Origin of the sequence: Proteus sp. G2674, from assembly GCF_009915195.1 — a bacterium.
GTDB lineage: Bacteria > Pseudomonadota > Gammaproteobacteria > Enterobacterales > Enterobacteriaceae > Proteus > Proteus mirabilis.
On the sequence record NZ_JAABLS010000012.1, the window covers coordinates 145,834 to 164,452 of the forward strand.

At 38.8% G+C, this 18,619-nt stretch carries 18 protein-coding genes and 1 tRNA gene; 2 read left to right on the top strand and 17 right to left on the bottom strand.

Annotated elements, in window-relative coordinates; translation table 11 throughout:
* Positions 1 to 117: 117 nt before the first annotated feature.
* From GWI58_RS04285 to GWI58_RS04330, 11 genes are all read right to left on the bottom strand, one after another.
* Positions 118 to 906, bottom strand: a complete 789-nt coding sequence (locus tag GWI58_RS04285; protein WP_094959300.1) for a TatD family hydrolase — start codon at positions 904 to 906, stop codon at positions 118 to 120.
* Positions 903 to 1,964: a patatin-like phospholipase family protein gene (locus GWI58_RS04290; RefSeq protein ID WP_004245643.1), complete on the bottom strand. Its 1,062-nt coding sequence runs from the start codon at positions 1,962 to 1,964 to the stop codon at positions 903 to 905. The genes GWI58_RS04285 and GWI58_RS04290 overlap by 4 nt, the downstream gene beginning before the upstream one ends.
* 96 nt (positions 1,965 to 2,060) lie before the next feature.
* A complete protein-coding gene (locus GWI58_RS04295) occupies positions 2,061 to 2,408 on the bottom strand; it encodes a BON domain-containing protein (RefSeq protein ID WP_161768929.1) in 348 nt (115 codons plus the stop codon).
* Between the two features lie 408 nt (positions 2,409 to 2,816).
* Positions 2,817 to 4,406: a peptide chain release factor 3 gene (prfC, locus tag GWI58_RS04300; protein WP_004245645.1), complete on the bottom strand. Its 1,590-nt coding sequence runs from the start codon at positions 4,404 to 4,406 to the stop codon at positions 2,817 to 2,819.
* A 278-nt stretch (positions 4,407 to 4,684) separates the two neighbouring features.
* Positions 4,685 to 4,894, bottom strand: a complete 210-nt coding sequence (locus GWI58_RS17995) for a LexA family protein (protein ID WP_442958939.1) — start codon at positions 4,892 to 4,894, stop codon at positions 4,685 to 4,687.
* Positions 4,895 to 4,951: 57 nt separating this feature from the next.
* Positions 4,952 to 5,101, bottom strand: coding sequence for a hypothetical protein (locus GWI58_RS18000; protein ID WP_004245648.1), 150 nt, complete (start codon positions 5,099 to 5,101; stop codon positions 4,952 to 4,954).
* Between the two features lie 63 nt (positions 5,102 to 5,164).
* Positions 5,165 to 6,592 carry a 5-methylcytosine restriction system specificity protein McrC gene (locus tag GWI58_RS04310; RefSeq protein ID WP_094959301.1) on the bottom strand — a complete coding sequence of 476 codons (1,428 nt, stop codon included), beginning with the start codon at positions 6,590 to 6,592 and terminating at the stop codon, positions 5,165 to 5,167.
* Between the two features lie 3 nt (positions 6,593 to 6,595).
* Positions 6,596 to 8,239 (bottom strand): McrB family protein, encoded by a 1,644-nt coding sequence (locus GWI58_RS04315; RefSeq protein ID WP_094959302.1) that lies wholly within the window; start codon positions 8,237 to 8,239, stop codon positions 6,596 to 6,598.
* A 19-nt stretch (positions 8,240 to 8,258) separates the two neighbouring features.
* Complete coding sequence (locus GWI58_RS04320; RefSeq protein ID WP_004245651.1) at positions 8,259 to 8,612, bottom strand: hypothetical protein; 354 nt, start codon at positions 8,610 to 8,612, stop codon at positions 8,259 to 8,261.
* A 769-nt stretch (positions 8,613 to 9,381) separates the two neighbouring features.
* Complete coding sequence (gene rimI, locus GWI58_RS04325; protein ID WP_094959304.1) at positions 9,382 to 9,828, bottom strand: ribosomal protein S18-alanine N-acetyltransferase; 447 nt, start codon at positions 9,826 to 9,828, stop codon at positions 9,382 to 9,384.
* The gene (locus tag GWI58_RS04330) at positions 9,797 to 10,207 is read right to left on the bottom strand and encodes a DNA polymerase III subunit psi (protein WP_094959305.1); all 411 of its coding nucleotides are present in this window, start codon (positions 10,205 to 10,207) and stop codon (positions 9,797 to 9,799) included. The genes rimI and GWI58_RS04330 overlap by 32 nt, the downstream gene beginning before the upstream one ends.
* Before the next feature lie 129 nt (positions 10,208 to 10,336).
* On the opposite strand from GWI58_RS04330, the gene rsmC reads away from it, so the two are divergent.
* Positions 10,337 to 11,350: a 16S rRNA (guanine(1207)-N(2))-methyltransferase RsmC gene (rsmC, locus tag GWI58_RS04335; RefSeq protein WP_017628533.1), complete on the top strand. Its 1,014-nt coding sequence runs from the start codon at positions 10,337 to 10,339 to the stop codon at positions 11,348 to 11,350.
* Between the two features lie 119 nt (positions 11,351 to 11,469).
* Here rsmC and GWI58_RS04340 read toward each other — a convergent pair whose 3' ends face one another.
* Positions 11,470 to 11,895 carry a hypothetical protein gene (locus GWI58_RS04340; protein WP_094959306.1) on the bottom strand — a complete coding sequence of 142 codons (426 nt, stop codon included), beginning with the start codon at positions 11,893 to 11,895 and terminating at the stop codon, positions 11,470 to 11,472.
* A 198-nt stretch (positions 11,896 to 12,093) separates the two neighbouring features.
* On the opposite strand from GWI58_RS04340, the gene GWI58_RS04345 reads away from it, so the two are divergent.
* Positions 12,094 to 12,180: transfer RNA gene (locus GWI58_RS04345), tRNA-Leu, on the top strand.
* Between the two features lie 85 nt (positions 12,181 to 12,265).
* On the opposite strand, the gene GWI58_RS04350 is transcribed toward GWI58_RS04345, so the two are convergent.
* The 5 genes from GWI58_RS04350 to GWI58_RS04370 all read right to left on the bottom strand — a co-directional run bounded on the left by GWI58_RS04350 (position 12,266) and on the right by GWI58_RS04370 (position 18,526).
* Positions 12,266 to 12,529, bottom strand: a complete 264-nt coding sequence (locus tag GWI58_RS04350; RefSeq protein ID WP_017628532.1) for a DUF1435 family protein — start codon at positions 12,527 to 12,529, stop codon at positions 12,266 to 12,268.
* A 183-nt stretch (positions 12,530 to 12,712) separates the two neighbouring features.
* Positions 12,713 to 13,255 carry a GNAT family N-acetyltransferase gene (locus tag GWI58_RS04355; RefSeq protein WP_161768930.1) on the bottom strand — a complete coding sequence of 181 codons (543 nt, stop codon included), beginning with the start codon at positions 13,253 to 13,255 and terminating at the stop codon, positions 12,713 to 12,715.
* The gene (locus GWI58_RS04360; RefSeq protein WP_004245660.1) at positions 13,252 to 14,889 is read right to left on the bottom strand and encodes a Na/Pi cotransporter family protein; all 1,638 of its coding nucleotides are present in this window, start codon (positions 14,887 to 14,889) and stop codon (positions 13,252 to 13,254) included. The genes GWI58_RS04355 and GWI58_RS04360 overlap by 4 nt, the downstream gene beginning before the upstream one ends.
* A 428-nt stretch (positions 14,890 to 15,317) precedes the next feature.
* Positions 15,318 to 16,757: an alkaline phosphatase gene (gene phoA, locus GWI58_RS04365; RefSeq protein ID WP_012368409.1), complete on the bottom strand. Its 1,440-nt coding sequence runs from the start codon at positions 16,755 to 16,757 to the stop codon at positions 15,318 to 15,320.
* A 209-nt stretch (positions 16,758 to 16,966) separates the two neighbouring features.
* A complete protein-coding gene (locus GWI58_RS04370) occupies positions 16,967 to 18,526 on the bottom strand; it encodes an alpha/beta hydrolase-fold protein (RefSeq protein ID WP_337247327.1) in 1,560 nt (519 codons plus the stop codon).
* Positions 18,527 to 18,619: the final 93 nt, after the last annotated feature.

Genomic DNA, 18,619 nt, shown 5'->3' on the forward strand with positions numbered 1-18,619 from the left:
GATCTAAATCACACTAAAAAGCAAAAAACGCACTTAATGGATAAAGTTTATTTGGAAAAGTGGTTAGCAGTTTAATAAAAAACGGTAATACGAATGGCAGAATAATTACTAATTTACTTAAAACCAGGCATCATCTGTTAACTGAAATAATTGTAGACTATTCAGGTAAAGTTGGTTTGCAATAACCTCTGCTGACTCTTGACGCAATTCACAAAGAGAAGAAAAAACAGCGAGAATTCGCTCAGGGCGGTTAGGCTCGCCTTGAAAACCACTTACAGGCATATCAGGCGCATCCGTTTCTAATAACAAGCGCTCTAAAGGTAGAGAGGCAATTGCACGACGTGTTTTTTGTGCGCGTGGATAAGTGATAGTGCCCCCTACCCCAATAAAATAGCCTTGTTGAACAAAACGTTCTGCTTGTTGCAGACTGCCGGAAAAACCATGGATCACACCTTTACGAGGAACTGAATAACGGCGCAAAATAGCACTTAGATTATCATGAGTTTTACGTGAATGAAGGATCACTGGTAAATCAAATTCTATCGCCAATTTAAGTTGTGCTATTAAAAATTGTTGCTGTTTTTCCGGATGTGGATTTGTCATATAGTTATCCAAACCCATCTCCCCCATTGCAACACAACGTGGCGTCGTTTTTAGGCGTGTTTTAAGTTCAATCAAGTGCTGCTCTGTATGCGCTTCAATATATAAAGGATGCAAACCTAGTGCACAATATAGTGCATTGTTATAACGAGACAATTCCGTTACCGCGTCCCAATTCCACTGAGCAACCGCAGGAATAATAATTTTTTTTACCTGAGCCTGTTGTGCTAAAGCAAGGCTATTCTCAAGGTCGTGATAAAAGACGGGAAAATCAAAATGACAATGCGTATCAATAAATCGACTCATTCTTGAACACTCCTTACTTCAGGGTGCACACTCCGAGTTCCTTTTTGAATGATTTCGGCATCTTCAGCTTTATCTGCTTTTGCTTCATTTTCAAATAGGCTAAATATTTTTTTATCGTGTTGCTGAAATTTTTTCTTAGAGAAGTGTTGACCAATAGTGGCTAGAAAATAGCGCCCACAGCGTCTACCAACATGATAATCATGATTTAATGCACTTAAACGGCTTCCTAATGCACTAGATTGTAGTGTTGTTGGTGGATATATTTCAATGATAACGGCATCTTCAGGTGGAGATTGGATAAATCTTAGTGTGTCAGTATAAGTTTCAATATGGACTTGAGCCATATTGAGAAAGCGTTGAAAACGGCCATTCTCAAACCATTTTCCCATTTTATCCACCCACTCGGTGGTATATTGATATTCAGACGGTACGGTTCGTATAACGACAATTGTACGACAACCACGACGATAAGCCTCTTTTACCGGGATCGCATCACTAATACCGCCATCATGGTAAACAACATCTTGAAATAAAACACCATTGCGATAAAACGCGGGGATCGCACTGGAGGCTTTCACAATATCAAGCCATGTGCTTTTTTCTGGTTGAAAATAATTTGCCTTAAAATTGTCGGAGCGACTTGCCACCATATAAAACTCGCGGCCACTATCGAAACGACGTAATGCTTTAGGCATATTTAAAGGCATTTCTTTCGAAGTGGTTTCTATATACCAGTCAAGATCGAGTAAATTCCCCCCACGAACAAAGCGAATCGGATTAAAGAATTGGTTATTGGTGGTATAACGGTTAATGACTCTGCGGGCGTACCCCCTTTGTCCACAAGCAAAAGCAGATAAGTTTTGCGCCCCCGCGGATACCCCTAGGAGTAGATCAAAAGGATCAAATTGAGAGCGCATAAATTCATCAAGAACACCGGCAGTAAAGATGCCTCGCTGTCCACCGCCTTCGCAAACTAATGCAACTTTGCCTTGTGGTAAGGATGATTGAAATTCAAGTGCAGTAATATTATTTAATGTAACCGGTATATACTTCCCCATAGAGTCTCCTTAATACAACCTTATAAGGATACTCGCACCTGTTTTCAAGGTCATTCTTTTTAATCACTAATTAAAATAAATTAAGTCGCTATTAAGTTAGCCTTGAATATTCACTGATGATTCAACGCTTTTTACACCATCAATTTTTTCAATGATCTGAATGATCTGTTTTTCCTGCTCTGCATTTTTAACAAAGCCGGCAACTGTGACATGACCAAATTCAGTACGAATTGAAAGTGATCCACTGTCAATGGAGGGGTTAGGTAATAGTGTTTCTTCGATTTTTTTCGATATTGCCGTATCGCTTAATTCATTGTTAACATTACTGGTAGTTTTATCAATTTCGTTATACCACGATGTCTCCGCAATAGTTGCTGTACTTATCATTGTCACCGTCATACCCGTGACTAGCGCTAATACAAATTTTATTTTTTGTTGATTCATTGCTTCCCCCTGCTCATAAATTAATCATGACAGGAAATGTGTGTATTTTTTATCAAATTATTAACAAGTACTTCAGTTACACTACTAAGTTATGAGTAGCAAATAAAGTAATAAATAGTAAATAAAGATAACTTTTTGTAATTTTAATCTGAAAAATAGCCATTTATATGTAAAAAGTTTTTATTTTATTTATACAATGAGTATAAAAATATCATTATTAGGATAGCAGAGAATAGAAAGAGTAATAGCTGATTAAAGGGTAGTTTTTATTAGAATATCGACGGAATATAAATAGTATAGATAAGATTATTGAGTAAATCTAAACAGATACTGGGGTTGATTTTACAATACATCATTGTGAAAAAAGCCATAAAAAATATGGCTTTTTATATGATTTATAAAAGAAAATTAGTGTTCACGCGTTTGATGGAACTCAATATCAGGATAGCGTTCACGGGTTAAATTTAAGTTAACCATCGTTGGTGCAATATAAGTTAAGTTATCACCACCATCTAATGCCAGATGTTGCTCATTTTTACGCTTAAATTCTTCGAGTTTCTTTTCGTTACTACATTCAACCCAACGAGCCGTCGATACATTCACTGATTCATAAATGGCTTCAACGTTATACTCACCTTTTAAGCGTGCAACCACGACATCAAACTGTAGCACCCCAACTGCGCCAACAATTAAATCATTATTAGCTAGGGGTCTAAACACCTGTACCGCACCTTCTTCAGATAATTGCACCAGACCTTTTAACAATTGTTTTTGTTTTAGTGGATCACGCAGACGAATACGGCGGAATAATTCCGGAGCGAAGTTAGGAATACCGGTGAATTTTAACATTTCACCTTGAGTAAAAGTATCACCAATTTGAATGGTACCGTGATTATGCAGGCCAATAATATCACCAGGATAAGCATGCTCAACATGAGAACGATCCCCTGCCATAAAGGTCAATGCATCTGAAATCACCACATCTTTTTTCGTGCGTACTTGGTGCAGTTTCATCCCTTTATCATACATGCCTGACACCACCCGTAAAAAAGCAACACGGTCGCGGTGTTTGGGATCCATATTAGCTTGAATTTTAAAGACAAAACCCGTGAATGTCTCTTCAGCCGCTGTCACTTCTCGCATATCAGTTTGACGAGGCATTGGCGCTGGCGCCCACTTCACCAAACCATCAAGCATGTGATTAACACCAAAGTTACCTAATGCGGTACCAAAGAAAACCGGGGTCAATTCACCCGCTAAGAAAGCTTCATGATCAAACTCATGTGATGCACCTAACACCAACTCTAGCTCATCACGTAATTGAACGGCTAAATCATCACCAATCGCTTCATCTAACTCAGGATTATCCAACCCTTTGATTACTCGTGAGTTTTGGATAGTATGACCTTGGCCTGTTTGATAAAGATAGGTTTCATCTCTTAAGATATGGTAAACCCCTTTAAACAGTTTTCCACAACCAATCGGCCAAGTAACAGGGCTACAGGCAATTTTTAGCTCAGTTTCAACTTCGTCCATTAATTCCATCGGATCACGAATATCACGATCCAATTTATTCATAAAGGTCAAAATTGGCGTATCACGTAATCGAGTCACTTCCATTAATTTACGGGTACGATCTTCGACCCCTTTTGAAGAGTCAATGACCATTAAACAACAGTCAACGGCAGTTAAAGTACGATACGTATCTTCAGAGAAGTCTTCGTGCCCTGGGGTATCAAGTAAGTTAACTAGACAATCAGCGTAAGGAAACTGCATAACAGAAGTGGTAATGGAGATACCACGTTGTTTTTCCATTTCCATCCAGTCTGATTTAGCATGCTGATTTGAGCCACGCCCTTTTACTGTTCCTGCACGTTGGATAGCTTGTCCGAATAACAACACTTTTTCAGTGATGGTTGTTTTACCCGCATCGGGGTGGGAAATAATGGCAAAAGTTCTACGACGAGCAACTTCTTGCTGAAAAATAGGATTAGACATCAATAGTGATCTTCTAGTTGATAAACAAGTGAATGCACTGCACTGAGATATTTCTATAACGACTTATTAAGTGACTATAAAGCACATTCACCCGTAAGTTAATCTTAGTTGGCGCTTATTTTCGCCTATCTTGGCTTTATAAACAATCAATGGTTATCTATTTATTCTCAGCATTGTGCCAATGCTCTGTTGTCGTTGTTTGCAATCGTTGTTTTTTTAGCTGATGAACAACCGAGGCTAGGCCACAAATTTCTTTGCTACAAAAAATCGATAATAGCTTATCGTGCTACACCAATGATGGTGCCGTTATCGTTGCTCGCTGTTGCTGAATATTGGGAGTCCAGAGGCTTTAGGTATTTCTGTTCATCGTCAATGACCAACTGCTTAAAGGTTGCTTCTTTCGAATCATCCAAACGCGCAACAACCAATAAATCTGAAGAATAAGATAACTCAGGATCAACAACGATCACAGCCCCCTCGGGTATGATTTTTTTCCGCTTGGATTTTCCATACTGTCGCCTTTTACGCGAAGTGCGAAACCACCCTCATGCTTTCCCTGTGACTTCACGCCACTCTTCAGCATCTTCATAGGCAAATTCCTTCGCTATTTCAGTCCAATCACCGGCCTGAACCCAGTTAATGAGAGGAATTCTTCCCTTGATATCAGGCACGACTTCTACATTACCGACTCCCAAGTCAATCTCGACGTCAAAGCAATGACATTTCGTTGATCAATGGCCTTTTTCCACAAAAAAACGTCACCGATTAAGAACCTTAGAATAAAGGGCATCAATGAAAATGCTACACTGCTCTTTCATTTTCCTATTAAAATCAATATAAGTATCTTCAGGGATTTTTAGAAAAAGCACATGGAACGGTATCTCTTGCCCTTGCTGGTGAATAATATCTGAAATCACCCCCTGTGTTTTTTCAAGGTTAAGTGAAGCCCATCGTTCTTCTGATATAGGGTAAATAAACCCACACCCCTTGATTGCGGCAATATTTCCATACTGACCTATGTAAGTATGTAGCTGAAAAAGATCTTCACGCTTCACCCCAAATTGTGAATCAAATGCTTTATACTTCACATCAAATACGAATAATCTCTCATCGATTTCTATAACAAGATCAGGTTCAAGTTTTCTCATATAACCGCTGAGCGCACCAGATGCTATTTCCTGACATAGCTCGAACTTACCTAGCAGGCGTAACCCATCTCGCTTGATGAGCTTACGAATGAAATATTCAAACAACATCGAAATATCGAAAAAGAAAGCACTCGAATCCTGCTGCGAATCAAAATCAGAGCCCTTCCGGCCAATAACTTGCTTAGATAAGTCAATGAGCACGTTATAATCATTGTAGAAAGGATTGGTGAAATGAGAAGTCCTCAAAATTTCTTGCTGTGACCTTTTTATCCCCTGATTGGCAGTCAGAAATGCACTATAGATATTTCGTGTTTGGTGACAAAATGAGTAATGTGCAACTGCTTCATAAGCTTTTATAAAAAGTGAAGTTGCAGGGCTATCGTAGCTGTGCTCTCGGTACGAGCATAAATATTTTCCAGATGATTTATTCTGGAAATAATCTGTAGCATTTATAGTTCCCCTTACGCGGGAAATACGATCATTTCTTGTAATATAAGTCTTTGGCAAGCCCAAGCGGTAGGCTCTCTTAAACTTAATGTTCCATAGATATGCTAAAAGCCATTCGTAACCGTCTGCGTGACTTTCTCCTCCAATGTTTTCTAATTCGAGAAATCCATCGGCATCTGCAATGATGTATTGAAGGAAAGCATCACCAAAACGTGAGCTGATCTTCAGAGAGTAATCTCCTCGCTTAACAAATCCGATTAAATTGCCCGTGTCGAGATTAAAATTTCTGGCATCCGTACCAGAGACATCGATGAAACCGCCATCTGTATTGTGTTCGTAATCTTCATCATTGAAGAGTATTAAAGCATCGGAAATATTATCATTCAGCGTTTTTTCGACATCACGAGATACCGAATTCAAAAAGTGCCAAATTGCAGACTCGTCGTTATGAGGATAGGTCCACTGCCCTTTTGATTTGGTTCTAAGGGTTATCGACTTTCCTAAACGTCTATTTTTCAAAATGCCTTCGCTGACAAAATAGGACTGGTTATCGACCAGTGTGCCGTTCTTAATGATATCGAAAAGCCACACTGTTTAAACCCCAAACGCCTTTCCGAAGGAGCTAATCAGTTCAGTCTCCTTACCCGTTCCACGAAGATACTCCTGTAATAACGGACGAATACAATCATCCCATACACGCTCTCGTACCTCCGAAACTGTAAGGCTGGTTGCATACTTCAAGTCCATCAAATAGGCATGACCAATTTGGTAATCATTACCAAGCAAAGGCTCTTTAGCTATCAATTCATTCAAGCGTTCAAGGTTATCCACCAGGGGCAGCCAAGCTTTGCAAAATTGGTTCAAATGGTATTTCAATAGCGCCATATCAGGCACCACTTCTTCCCAACGGAATCTTCGACGTAAAGCGAAGTCAAAACTTTCGACACTTCTGTCTATCGTGTTCATCGTTCCAATAAGATAGATGTTTGTTGGAATGAAGAACAAATACCCTTTAGCGTCCTTAAGCATACCAGTATGTTCATTGTTCAGATTGGCATATTGGGTTTTAACGCAACCTCTAGTGCCTCGGTATTCCAGACAGTACATTAACTCACCAAAAACGCGAGACAACTCAGCCCGGTTTACCTCATCAATTATAAAGAAAAATGGTGGTACTGCTTCCGATACAAGCTTGGATGTATCTGATATTTCGAAAATATCCCGCCAATGCTCACCTGATAACTTTTCTCTAAACGGGAGAAGTTCCTTGATAGTAAGAGACTCCCACTTCTGAGCAAGTCCAAGCCCATATACATCGATTTCCCACTTACCAGCGCTTCGACAAAACTCTTTAAAAACACCATTTTGCAACCTTAATTGGGATTTCCCATCACTGCCCAAAACCGGACGTAGCCCTTCCATAAAGTCTTCATAGCTGAAAGAAGGATGAAATTGAACCAACTCAATCTGACTTGCATGTGTGAGACGGCTATTGGAAGCAAATTCCTCTTTCCAGATGTCAAACATGAGCGAAGTTTGCAGGCGTGCTTGATAAGTTTTCCCTGTCCCCGGTGCCCCGTATTTAATAATCTGCTTCTTTAAACTGAATGGGTTTGACAAATTCTCATAAAGCACCCAAACAAACTGACTAAGATAAAACTCATCAGTTTTACCTTCCCGAAGCTCATTATCAAACTCGCTTTTGATGCTTTTTAATAGAAAAATGTTTTTAGCAAACCAACTTTGATTTTCTTCTGTTGGGTATACTGGAATTATTCCTTCGCGTATAAGCCAACTAAAAACCTGATTGAATTTACCGGAGTCAACCGTTGTGGAGACTTCGAGTGTACAAGCTGCAGCCACTCGATTAACGAGAACAGGATTGTTGGATTTACCTTGGTTAGACCACGCATCAGAAAAAATCGTGAAGTTTTCACTGTTTGGAATCAATATAAATTTTTCTAATGCGGATATGAAATTCTTGTTTTTAATGAATGACTGGAAATTGTCATTGCTCAACACAGACTGTCCGCGAGAAGCGATACCGTTGCTCTTCTCATAGATTAACTGCTTCAGAAAAGCTTCATCATTTTGAGACAAGCCTTCTCCAGATGTGATTCGCTCACGAATTTGAGCGACCTGACTGTAAAAGTCACGATAGGCTTTGTGCCATCCATTGACTTCATGTTTCCTGTTCTCAATAAGATATTTATATAGGTTTTTCAGTCTACTTTTCATTTATTCCCTTGTTACTGGATTATCGGACACACATCTTGATTTCATTTTGAGATTTTTTGAGAGACTTATTTAGTCTGAAAACAGTAACCAAAGTCTTCATTGCTCCTGACTGAACGACTACAAAATGCAAATCACTGTTACTGTGCAGCCAAATATCAGCTTTGTTACTATATTTTTGGTTCTTATGAAGAGCTACCTTTTCAGGCAAAATTGCTTTTGTCAATGATGAGCTAAATAACCTTGAAGCCAAAGCCTTCCAAGGATGCTTGGGCACTCTGTCAGAAAACCATTCAACAAACCTTTCCTGTTCATGACTAGTCACCACGACAGGTCCAATATTTGGCACATTGATGACTTCATCGATTTCTCTCACGGTAGCATTATCGACACTGTATTCCTCGAAGGGATATGAGAGCCAATCGTCACGCTTTTCTACTGAGAGTTGTGCTTCCTTGTGTCAATGATCTTCAAAAATCCACCGCGATGATTATTGACACCATAAGGTAAAAGAGTTTTAAGAGACTGCTTATATGACTCTTTCACTGTTTCGCGCTGGGAATGACTAACCATTGCGTTCCTCCTTTCTCTAGTTTATCTTTTTAGGATTTTACGGCGAAATTCGCCGTGTAATTGATATTTTTTAAACTAATTCAACTAAAACTGAGAAGGCTTACCTAATTCGATATGCGAGTAACATCTGTGATACTTTGGTGCGTTTTTTTGTTAGAACCAATCCAGCTATTAACTCAGTAATAAAATATCAAGCCCCATCCGCAGAGGTACTTGTTAGCTCAACTTGATGGGATTCACTTATAGATACCAGTAGCGATTTTCTAGTTTATAAACAAATAAATGTACAATACTAATGTATTTTCCTATCTTAATAGGCTTTTTATAAACTAACGATAAATTTAAGAACTAAAGTAAACATGCGTTTTACTTATTTTAACGCCCTTCATATTGTCTTTATTATTCTCACAATATGTTTTACTAAATACCCCCTGTAACTAAAGTAAAATTATTTACCAAAATATCCATTAGGTAAAATTTAAATAAAAGAATAAAAGTCTACTCACTTCACATAAAATAAAAAAAGACGCCTAATAGAAGACGTCTTTAATTTAACTTAAATAAGTATTTAATTAGAATTTAATTGGATAAGCCATGATTATCGCATCTTCTTTTCCCGTTGCTGTTGGATAATAATTCTTACGTACAGATACTGAATTAAATCCTATAGATTCATAGAGATTAGATGCTTTTTGATTGGATTCTCTTACCTCAAGCCATAATGTAGCAATATCTTTTCTTTCAATATTATCAATAAGTTCTAATAACAATGCTTTTCCATAGCCTTTACCTTGATAATCAGGATGTATTGCGATATTAAAAAGCGTTGCTTCATCTAATATTAATTGCGTAATAGCAAAACCTACCATAATATTATCAATGCAAATTTTTAGATTAAAATAATGATCACCTTGGTTACTATAGAATGTTTCTTCGCTCCAAGGGAATGAATGACTTAGTTTTTCAATTTCCCATGCTAAAGGTAAATCAGCAGGGGTTAATGGGGAAATGGTCTTCATGTTGATAGATTTGTTTCCAAAGATCGCGTTTTGCATTGGCATCAAAATATAATTGATGTAATGAAGGGCTTCTCAGAGAAGTATATTGAGCAGGTAGAGTGATATCAGTACCTAATAGCCAACAGGCTGGTGTAAATGATCCTGTGAGCAGGCTCACATCCTCTGAGGTAATACAATAGATTTCACTTTTATCTATTCCCATAGTGCTAAAAATATCAGAGAAAAGCCCGTTATTTAGATCAACAACATCATCAGTAATGATAAGTAAACGAGTGGTATCCGGAAATTGCACAGAATGTTCGCCTTTTAATACAGCAGGCTTACGAAGTACCCATTGACGAATTCCAAGTTGGGCTAACATTTTGTCTTTACGGCTCATGATATTTACCTATCAAGTGTAGAACAACGGTACATAGTATCAGAGGGCATAAACTACGCCAATAAATAGCGTCAGTTTCTTTATATCTGATATCATGCGTTTTATGTTTTTTAAGGAGTAATAATCATAATGTCCTCATTGTCCCCTGCCAGCGAAGTTATTCTTCGTCATCTAGATCATTTCGCAGACAGGCACGTACTCATAGCAGGTGATCTTCAAGACACGCTAGCATCACAAATTCAGGCCAAAAGTGTTAGAGCCTATACAAATCAATATCACCAGTGGCTACCGCTACTCAAATCCATGGGTGATAATGCATTTTTTGGTTTAGCGGCAGATCAATCATTCGTAAAATATTGCGACACTTTGATTTATTTTTGGCCTAAGAATAAGAATGAAGCAACTTTTCAGTTACGTAGCTTATGCGCAAGTTTATCTGTCGGGACTGAAATCTTCATCGTCGGCGAAAACCGTAGTGGTGTAAAAAGTGCTACGGAATTAATGAATGGTATAGCAAAGCTAAAAAAAATAGATTCAGCACGTCGTTGTAGCCTCTTTTTTGGTTCACTAACCTATCAAACACTCTTTGATCGAAATAACTGGTGGCAAACTTATCGTTATGACGATTTAACGGTGATGGCATTACCCGGTGTTTTTAGTCAAACCGCATTAGATGAAGGCAGCCGATTATTACTCTCTACATTTGATGATACAATGGTAGGTGATTTACTGGATATGGCCTGTGGTTGTGGGGTGATTGCCACTGTATTAGGCAAGAAAAACCCGATGTTAAAACTCACACTCTGTGACGTCAATGCAGCCGCTATTTCATCCAGTATTGCCACGTTAAACGTTAATGAATTAGAAGGACGGGTTATTGCAAGCAATGTCTATTCTGCGGTAGAAGAAACTTATGATTGGATAGTCTCTAATCCTCCTTTCCATGATGGCTTAGGTACCAGCTATCAAGCTGCAGAAGACATTATTCGTCTCGCGCCTAACTTTTTGAAAAAAGGCGGTAAACTGCGTATTGTTGCCAATGCTTTCTTACCTTATCAAGATATTCTTGATCACGTGTTTGGCTCTCATGAAGTGCTTGCATCAACAGGTAAGTTCAAAGTTTACCAAGCAACCAAGAAATAGTAATCACCAGCACTATTATAAAGATCGCCAGTAATTGATTTTCCAACTACTGGCAATCTTCTGTTTATAGCTGAAAACAGTCATCTAATAGCAGACACTTTTATTTTCAAACGAAATTATCATTTTTTTGAACCAATAACCTGACCACTTTTATCTCTGTAGATGGTAGTACCATTACTGTCTATACGGGCTGAACCTGTGACTTGACCACTTTTATTGAGATAGATGGTCTCACCGTTACTATTTGTACGGGTAGAGCCTGTGACTTGACCACTTTTATTTAGGTAGATGATATTACCATTACTACTTCTACGGGCGTAACCAATAACTTGACCACTTTTATTTAAATAGGTGATCTGACCGTTACTACCTGTACGGGTTGAACCAATAACCTGACCACTTTTATTTAAATAGGTGATCTGACCGTTACTACCTGTACGGGTTGAACCAATAACCTGACCACTTTTATCTTTGTAGATTTCCGCATATACATTACTTGATATAATCACAAACAAGATAACAATCAATATATTGATTTTTTTCATAAAAAACCTCATAAACCTACTGCATAATCGGTTTTTGTCATAATTATTTATCTTAGTTCTAAAAATAGAATCTATCTATTTTATATTATAACTCTCGCTGTTTTATTTTATCTCCAAGATAATTTATTGATAAAAATAATTGACGCCAAAATTAAAAAGCATAAAATTCGCCGCCTATCTATTAAGATATTGTGTTTTGCGAGAGTGGCGGAATTGGTAGACGCGCTAGCTTCAGGTGTTAGTGTTCTTACGGACGTGGGGGTTCAAGTCCCCCCTTTCGCACCAAAACAGACTGATGAGTTCAACCCTACTTTATTTACTTCCTTCCTTTTTATTATCAGCAGGTTATCGTGCCTTTATTTTCGGTTATCTACCCATGATAGGTTAAAAAAAAGGTCATTAAGCTATAGGTGATCACAACGCCGGCGGGGATCATCACCCACATTTGTAATTTCTTATGAAATAACATAATGGTAGATAGCAACATAGAAATAACAAGAACCAATGTAAATGCTGCTGCTCCTGCAATAGAGTGGGTGATCACAGTAAATAACGAAGCAACGGCCAACATTTCCCATAAACTAATACGAGATGTCCAAGAAGAGACAGAGGAGATACGTGTTGATTTAGCCATGAGAGTCACCATTCGTTAATGATAATGATTTTCATTATTATATAACACATTGGTTAACTCAATGTCTATCAAGAAAAAAAAGTAGCCATACCCTTAATTTTAAAGAGGTTAAACAAAAAACGCTTTACCGCTGCCAACGATAAAGCGTTTTAGAGTCATCAAATGATGATGTAAAATAAGTGATTAATCTTCTTTATTAAAATTAAGCACTAAATGAATATCTTCAGGCTCTCTTTCATAAAGCTCAGTATCAGGCACATCAATTAAACGACAGCCCATATGCTGATAAAAATTAACACTATTTTCAGAAGGCGTTGAGGATATATATAATCCGCTAGCCCCTTTTTGCTTCGCATATTCCACACAATAATCAAACAATATACGGGCTAATCCTTGCCCACGCTGCTGGTGGCTAATATGTAAGAAAGAGAGCTGTAATAAGGTGTTATCTTGGCCTCGCCACTGTGGATCAACACTGGCAGCAGCGACTAACTTGTCATCTTCAAAGACTCCCCAAAAAGGGGCACCGCGCTCAGCGCTTTCAAGTAAAACAGGGGTATAATGTTCTGCCTCACCTTCAGGCCAGCCTTTCATATCAAAACGCTGTTCAGATAACACCAGTTGCCCTTGTTGTAAAACATATAGCCTTTCAATCAGTTCTGTTCTATCAATTTCCCAAACTCGAGGGATTTCATTATATGTTAATAAACGAATATTTTTTTTCATTGTTGAAGATTAACCTGTTCTGAAGAAGATCCGCTCCGCTCTAATGCGTGGTAAGCCACTGCACAGAATAAGGAGTTCAACCGTTTCATATCACCCAACAAACTGGTATGCAGCGAACTGGTTTCAATACTTTGCATATTATGCAAATGAAGACGTTCTACATGAGCAAACGAGTAACGTTGGTTGAGTAAACGGAATCGATGTTTTGCTCGGCGTAATTTACGCGCATGCTCCATATTGCCGGAAACAAACACCGACATCGCCAGATTCAGATTACTTTGCAGACGCTCAAGGAGTGTCTGTAATTCACGACGTCCTTCCTCCGATAAATTTAAGTGATGATCTAAACTTTTATTCACCACCTCACCAGACATACGCGCTATGATAGCGGAAGATTGTTGCAAATTCATCGCGGTATCAATAATTTCTGCCCAGCGACGAGAGTCTTCAGTACCAAGATCATGCTGCTGAATTTGTGCCATATACAATTTAATACTGCTATGGAGCAATTCCACTTCCTCTTCTAGCTGGCTAATCTCCCTTTTTTGCAGACGATCCCCTTCCATTAAGGCTTGAAAACGTTGCAACATCTGTTCAACCACATCCCCTAACCGTAATGTCTCTCTGACTGCATTAGCAATAGCTAAAGAGGGAGTATCAACGGCGGATGGATCTAAATAACGAGGTGCAACTTCTGTCCCAGTAACCGGTAATTCCGGCACTAATTTTTGACATAATTTCGCCATTGGCCCCACAAACGGCAACATCAACACACAGCGCACTAAGTTATAAATCACATGAAAATAGATAATCACTTCCGCAGGGGAAAAATCATATTGTTGGATTTTTGTCGCAATGATGGTGATCCACGGCAATACCAGCAAGGCGCCAATTAATTTAAAAAACAGACTTCCTATGACGACTTGACGTGAACTAATACTTTGACCACGGCTACTGATTAATGCCAACAATCCACTACCAATATTAGAACCAATAACAATACATAAACTAATATATAAAGGCATAAAGCCTGTTGCACTTAATGTTGCGGTAAGTAATACCGCCGCTAAGCTTGAATAACTAACCATCGCAAAAATAGCGCCGACCAGCAGTGCTAAAATCGTATCCCCACTCAAAGAGGTAAAAATAGCTTGTACTGCACTGGCATGGGTTATCGGCTCAGCAGAAGTCACAATCAATTGTAATGCTAAGATAATTAAACCAAGGCCTATTCCCACTCTACCCAGTTGCCCGATACGCTCTTTTTTACGACTTAAAAAAGTCATGACACCCAATAAAATCAGTAACGGTGATAACCACGAAAGATCGAATGTCAGCACCCGCGCCATTAGCGCTGTACCCACATCAGCCCCTAGCATAATCACCAAAGCGGGTGTAATAGAAATAAGACCTTGAGTGACGAACGAAATCACTAGCAATGCCGTAGCATTACTACTTTGTACTAAGGCAGTAACACCGACACCGGCAAGAAAAGCATTCGATTTTTTATTAATACTTTTACCTAAAATTCGGCGTAAATCAGAGCCGAACACACGCATAATACCGGTGCGAACAATATGTGTTCCCCAGACTAAAAGTGCCACGGATGAGAGTAAATGAAGCAGTGTTAGCATAGAAATTAGTCACCTTATTTTTTATCGTTGTTTATTGGCTCATATCTCCTTCAATGCCATAAAAAAGAGAGAGATCCTACGCAGATAACCATATCTGAAAAATGATTTTTATAGATAACGCCCTAATCAAAACGACGTTATTAGGCAAAAAGATATTGCGACTTAAGTGCAATAATCAATGGAGAAGTTAAGAATAGTATAAGAATATCATTGTAAATTCTGTTAATTATAGCAAACAAAAAGTAACTTTCAAAATTAGACTGTAAATAACGTCTTGATTTATTATCGTTTTCTTATTTTTTGTAAAGAAATCATAGAAAAAAACGCGACTTGAGGGTATCTCTCTAAGTCGCGTGAAAATACAACAATTTTAGTAAGACAATTCAACTACATTTCAGACAGACTACAATTCAGTCACCTTATCAAGGTTATTTCAATCCCATCGCATCGCGCATAGTAAAGAAAAGATCTGTTTGGTCTGTTAACCCTACGACATTAGCAGCATGTGGACCATAAGCGGCAACGCGTAATTGCGCGCCAGTATGCTCTTGTGAATCCGTTTCTGAGTTACCATAATTCACCACCATGACAGCGCCATCTTTGGTAATCAATGCTTGTGTTAAGCCACTTGATTTCACATCAGCTTCAATAATTTGACTAGAGTGAGCGTGATCTGCGGTCACTATAATAAGCGTATCACCATTTTGTTTAGCGAAATCTAAACCAATTTGTACCGCTTCATCTAATGCCACCGTTTCACCAATTTGACCACAAGGATTAGCATTATGATCTTGTTTATCAATGGAGGCGCTTTCGACTTGTAAGAAGAAACCATTTTCATTCGTTTTCAGCAAATCAATCGCTTTTTTGGTCATTTGCGCTAATGTTGGTGCATTCGGGTCTAATTTTGAATTCGGTTTACACTCTAAAGGAGGATTCTTTAAATTACCTTGATAAGTGGCTTTTGGCCCTTCCCAAGCGACGGCCATATTACCGTCATGAAATAGACCTAACACAGGTTTATCTTGATTTGCTAGCGTAATCGCCTCTAACGATTTAGCATCTTTCACAATTTGATAGCCACGCTCTATCGCTTGTTGCTCAAGCGTTTTCCCTTTATATTCACCGGCCGTTGCTGTTTGAGCAAAACTTTTCGCGCCTCCTCCCAGTGTAATATCTGCACGAGTCACTAACAATTGCTCAGAGATTGAACCTCTACCGCCATTTTCTAGCGCATTCGTTGAGCATTTTGCTAACGTTTCTACAGGCCCATAACACTTACGCCCAGTAACATGTGAAAATAGCGCAGCCGGTGTTGCATCTTGGATTTCAGAGGTAGTGACATTCCCCGTCGCTTTACCATTCGCTTTTGCTAATTCCAAAATCGTTTGGTGATCTTTACCAAATACATCAATCCCTAATGCCCCATTATAGGTTTTAACCCCTGAAGCCCATGCTGTTGCTGATGCGGCCGAATCTGTTACATAATTAGGTTTTTGTGTTTTTCTATCTAAAGAATAATGAGTATATTGGCCGGTCATCGGTAACGCATCAATCCCTTTAAAGAAGCCACCAGCCCCTTCGGCATAGTTACGTGCTACCGTTATCTCAGAATCCCCCATCCCATCACCGATAAATAGGATCACATTTTTAGCTTGATGATTATTAAGTGCTGCTTTTAATGCTTCAGTTTGATCTGAGGTTATACGGCGAGCACCACCAAATTCCGTAATATTACCTTTTGCTGCGCGATCTTGCGCCAAAATAGTATCGGCAGTGACGGGTGCTGCAAAAGAAGAGAAACTCACGCTTGTAAAGAGTGTTGCGACGACTACAGATAACGCAGAACGTTGATAACGTAGAGACATAGCTTTTTCCTTGCACGCAAAAAAATAAAGAATTTTGGGATTTATGTTTTAAGTCACAAAGAGCTTACGAGAGTAAAATGACAAACAGATGAAAGAAAAAAGCGATTTAGATGACAGCTTTATGGCAAATAAATGACAAATTAACCTAAAGAAAAAGGATGTGTAGTTCACCACCACTCACATCCCTTTAAGATAAAAAAGATGAATAATTAATCGTTAGTTAACGCTTTTGTGCCAATATAAAGCGCCTCACACCAAGAGATATAATCATGCCCGCTCGCCATCTCTAGCGATTGCACAGGATAGCCCCTTTGCTGTAAAACCTGCTTTAATTGGCAATTATTATTTAATATTCCTCCAGCGCCTTCGCGAGACTCAAATAACCCAGCCTCTAAGAAAAACTGTAATGGTTTTTTATCCGCCTGTTGATATTGGCGAATTAACCATTCTGGGGCTTCGTTTTCTGGCGCCCACCAATAAGAGCCTGACATACTAAGCACTTTCCCAAAGCGATCAGGACGGTTAAATGCCACCCATGCAGAGGCTAATCCCCCATAGCTTGAGCCTGAGACTATAGTTTCCTTAGCGGCTACTCGCAGGCCTTTCTCTTGCTCTAACCAAACCAAAAGTTCATCCGCTAAAAAGCGGTGAAAATCAGGATTAGGAGGTAATTCAACACTACGACGATCACTATCAATACTATCGACAAATAAGATAGCAATAGGAGGTAATTTCCCCTCTTCAATCAACTTATCAAAAAACCGGTCTATGCCATATTGTTGGCGATAAATTTGTCCATCAAATAGCACCAATAGTCGCGGTGTTGTCATTTTCTGTGCGGGTAAATAAAGCGCAACCTCTCGATCATTATTTAAAATTTCACTATGAAAACGACTGATTGATGTATTGCCATTCATTGCCCTATCTAAGATATCTGGCAACTGGCATTCACGGGGATAATCAAGTGACAGCAATGAAAAGTAATTATAGCGATCGTCCGCTTTACTTGGTGAAGGGTGAAGATTAAAAGGATCGGCCTGTGCCGTCGTTAAAATAGCACGGCGCTGCTGTGCAGCTGTCGCATTTTCAATGACTGGCACATCTGGTGCTAATTTATATTGCATTAATGTATCGTTAGGCACGATATAGCTACGATACCAAATATCACTATTGGCTAAACGTGTTAACGGATCATGATCACCTGCAGGCGATCCCAATAGATATACATTAGATTGCGCACCTTGCCATAAAAAAGTTACGCGCTTGTTATGATTATCGTAAGGTTCAACAAGGGGAGTTCCCTCTTGCTGTATCTGTTGCCAGAATAACTGTATATTGCTGGCGGTGAGATCTTGTGCCAGCATTTGCAATCTAGGGCTAGTTAATGCTATACCCGCATCTTTATCTAAAGGCTGATAAGGGTATGTTTTCAGTGTGATATGCCACTGTACCCCAACTTCTCCTTGGGCAATAAACTGATAATTTGCCGTTTCAGGTAATAGGAAGCGTATCTTTTGTTGTTGTCCATCAACGGGCACATCTTTTAATAAGCGACGAATATGAGTGCCATCTTGGTTTGCTAATTGCAGATTTTGTATACCTTTAACATCTAACTCAGCATAACGCTGGCTCTGTAAATGTGTAGTAAAACAGAGTGCCTTATCGTGATTAAACTGGCCTGATATTTCTTTATTTTCTGTTATTGATAAGCAATTGGCGAAACTAGAAAAAGAGGCCATCAATGCGCAGATCATTAGAGGAGTTCTCACTGTATTTTCTCATTATAATTTAGGTAAGAACTTATAGTAATGATAATTGTTATCAATTCAATAAGGATTTATTAGTGTATGAATTTGATCACT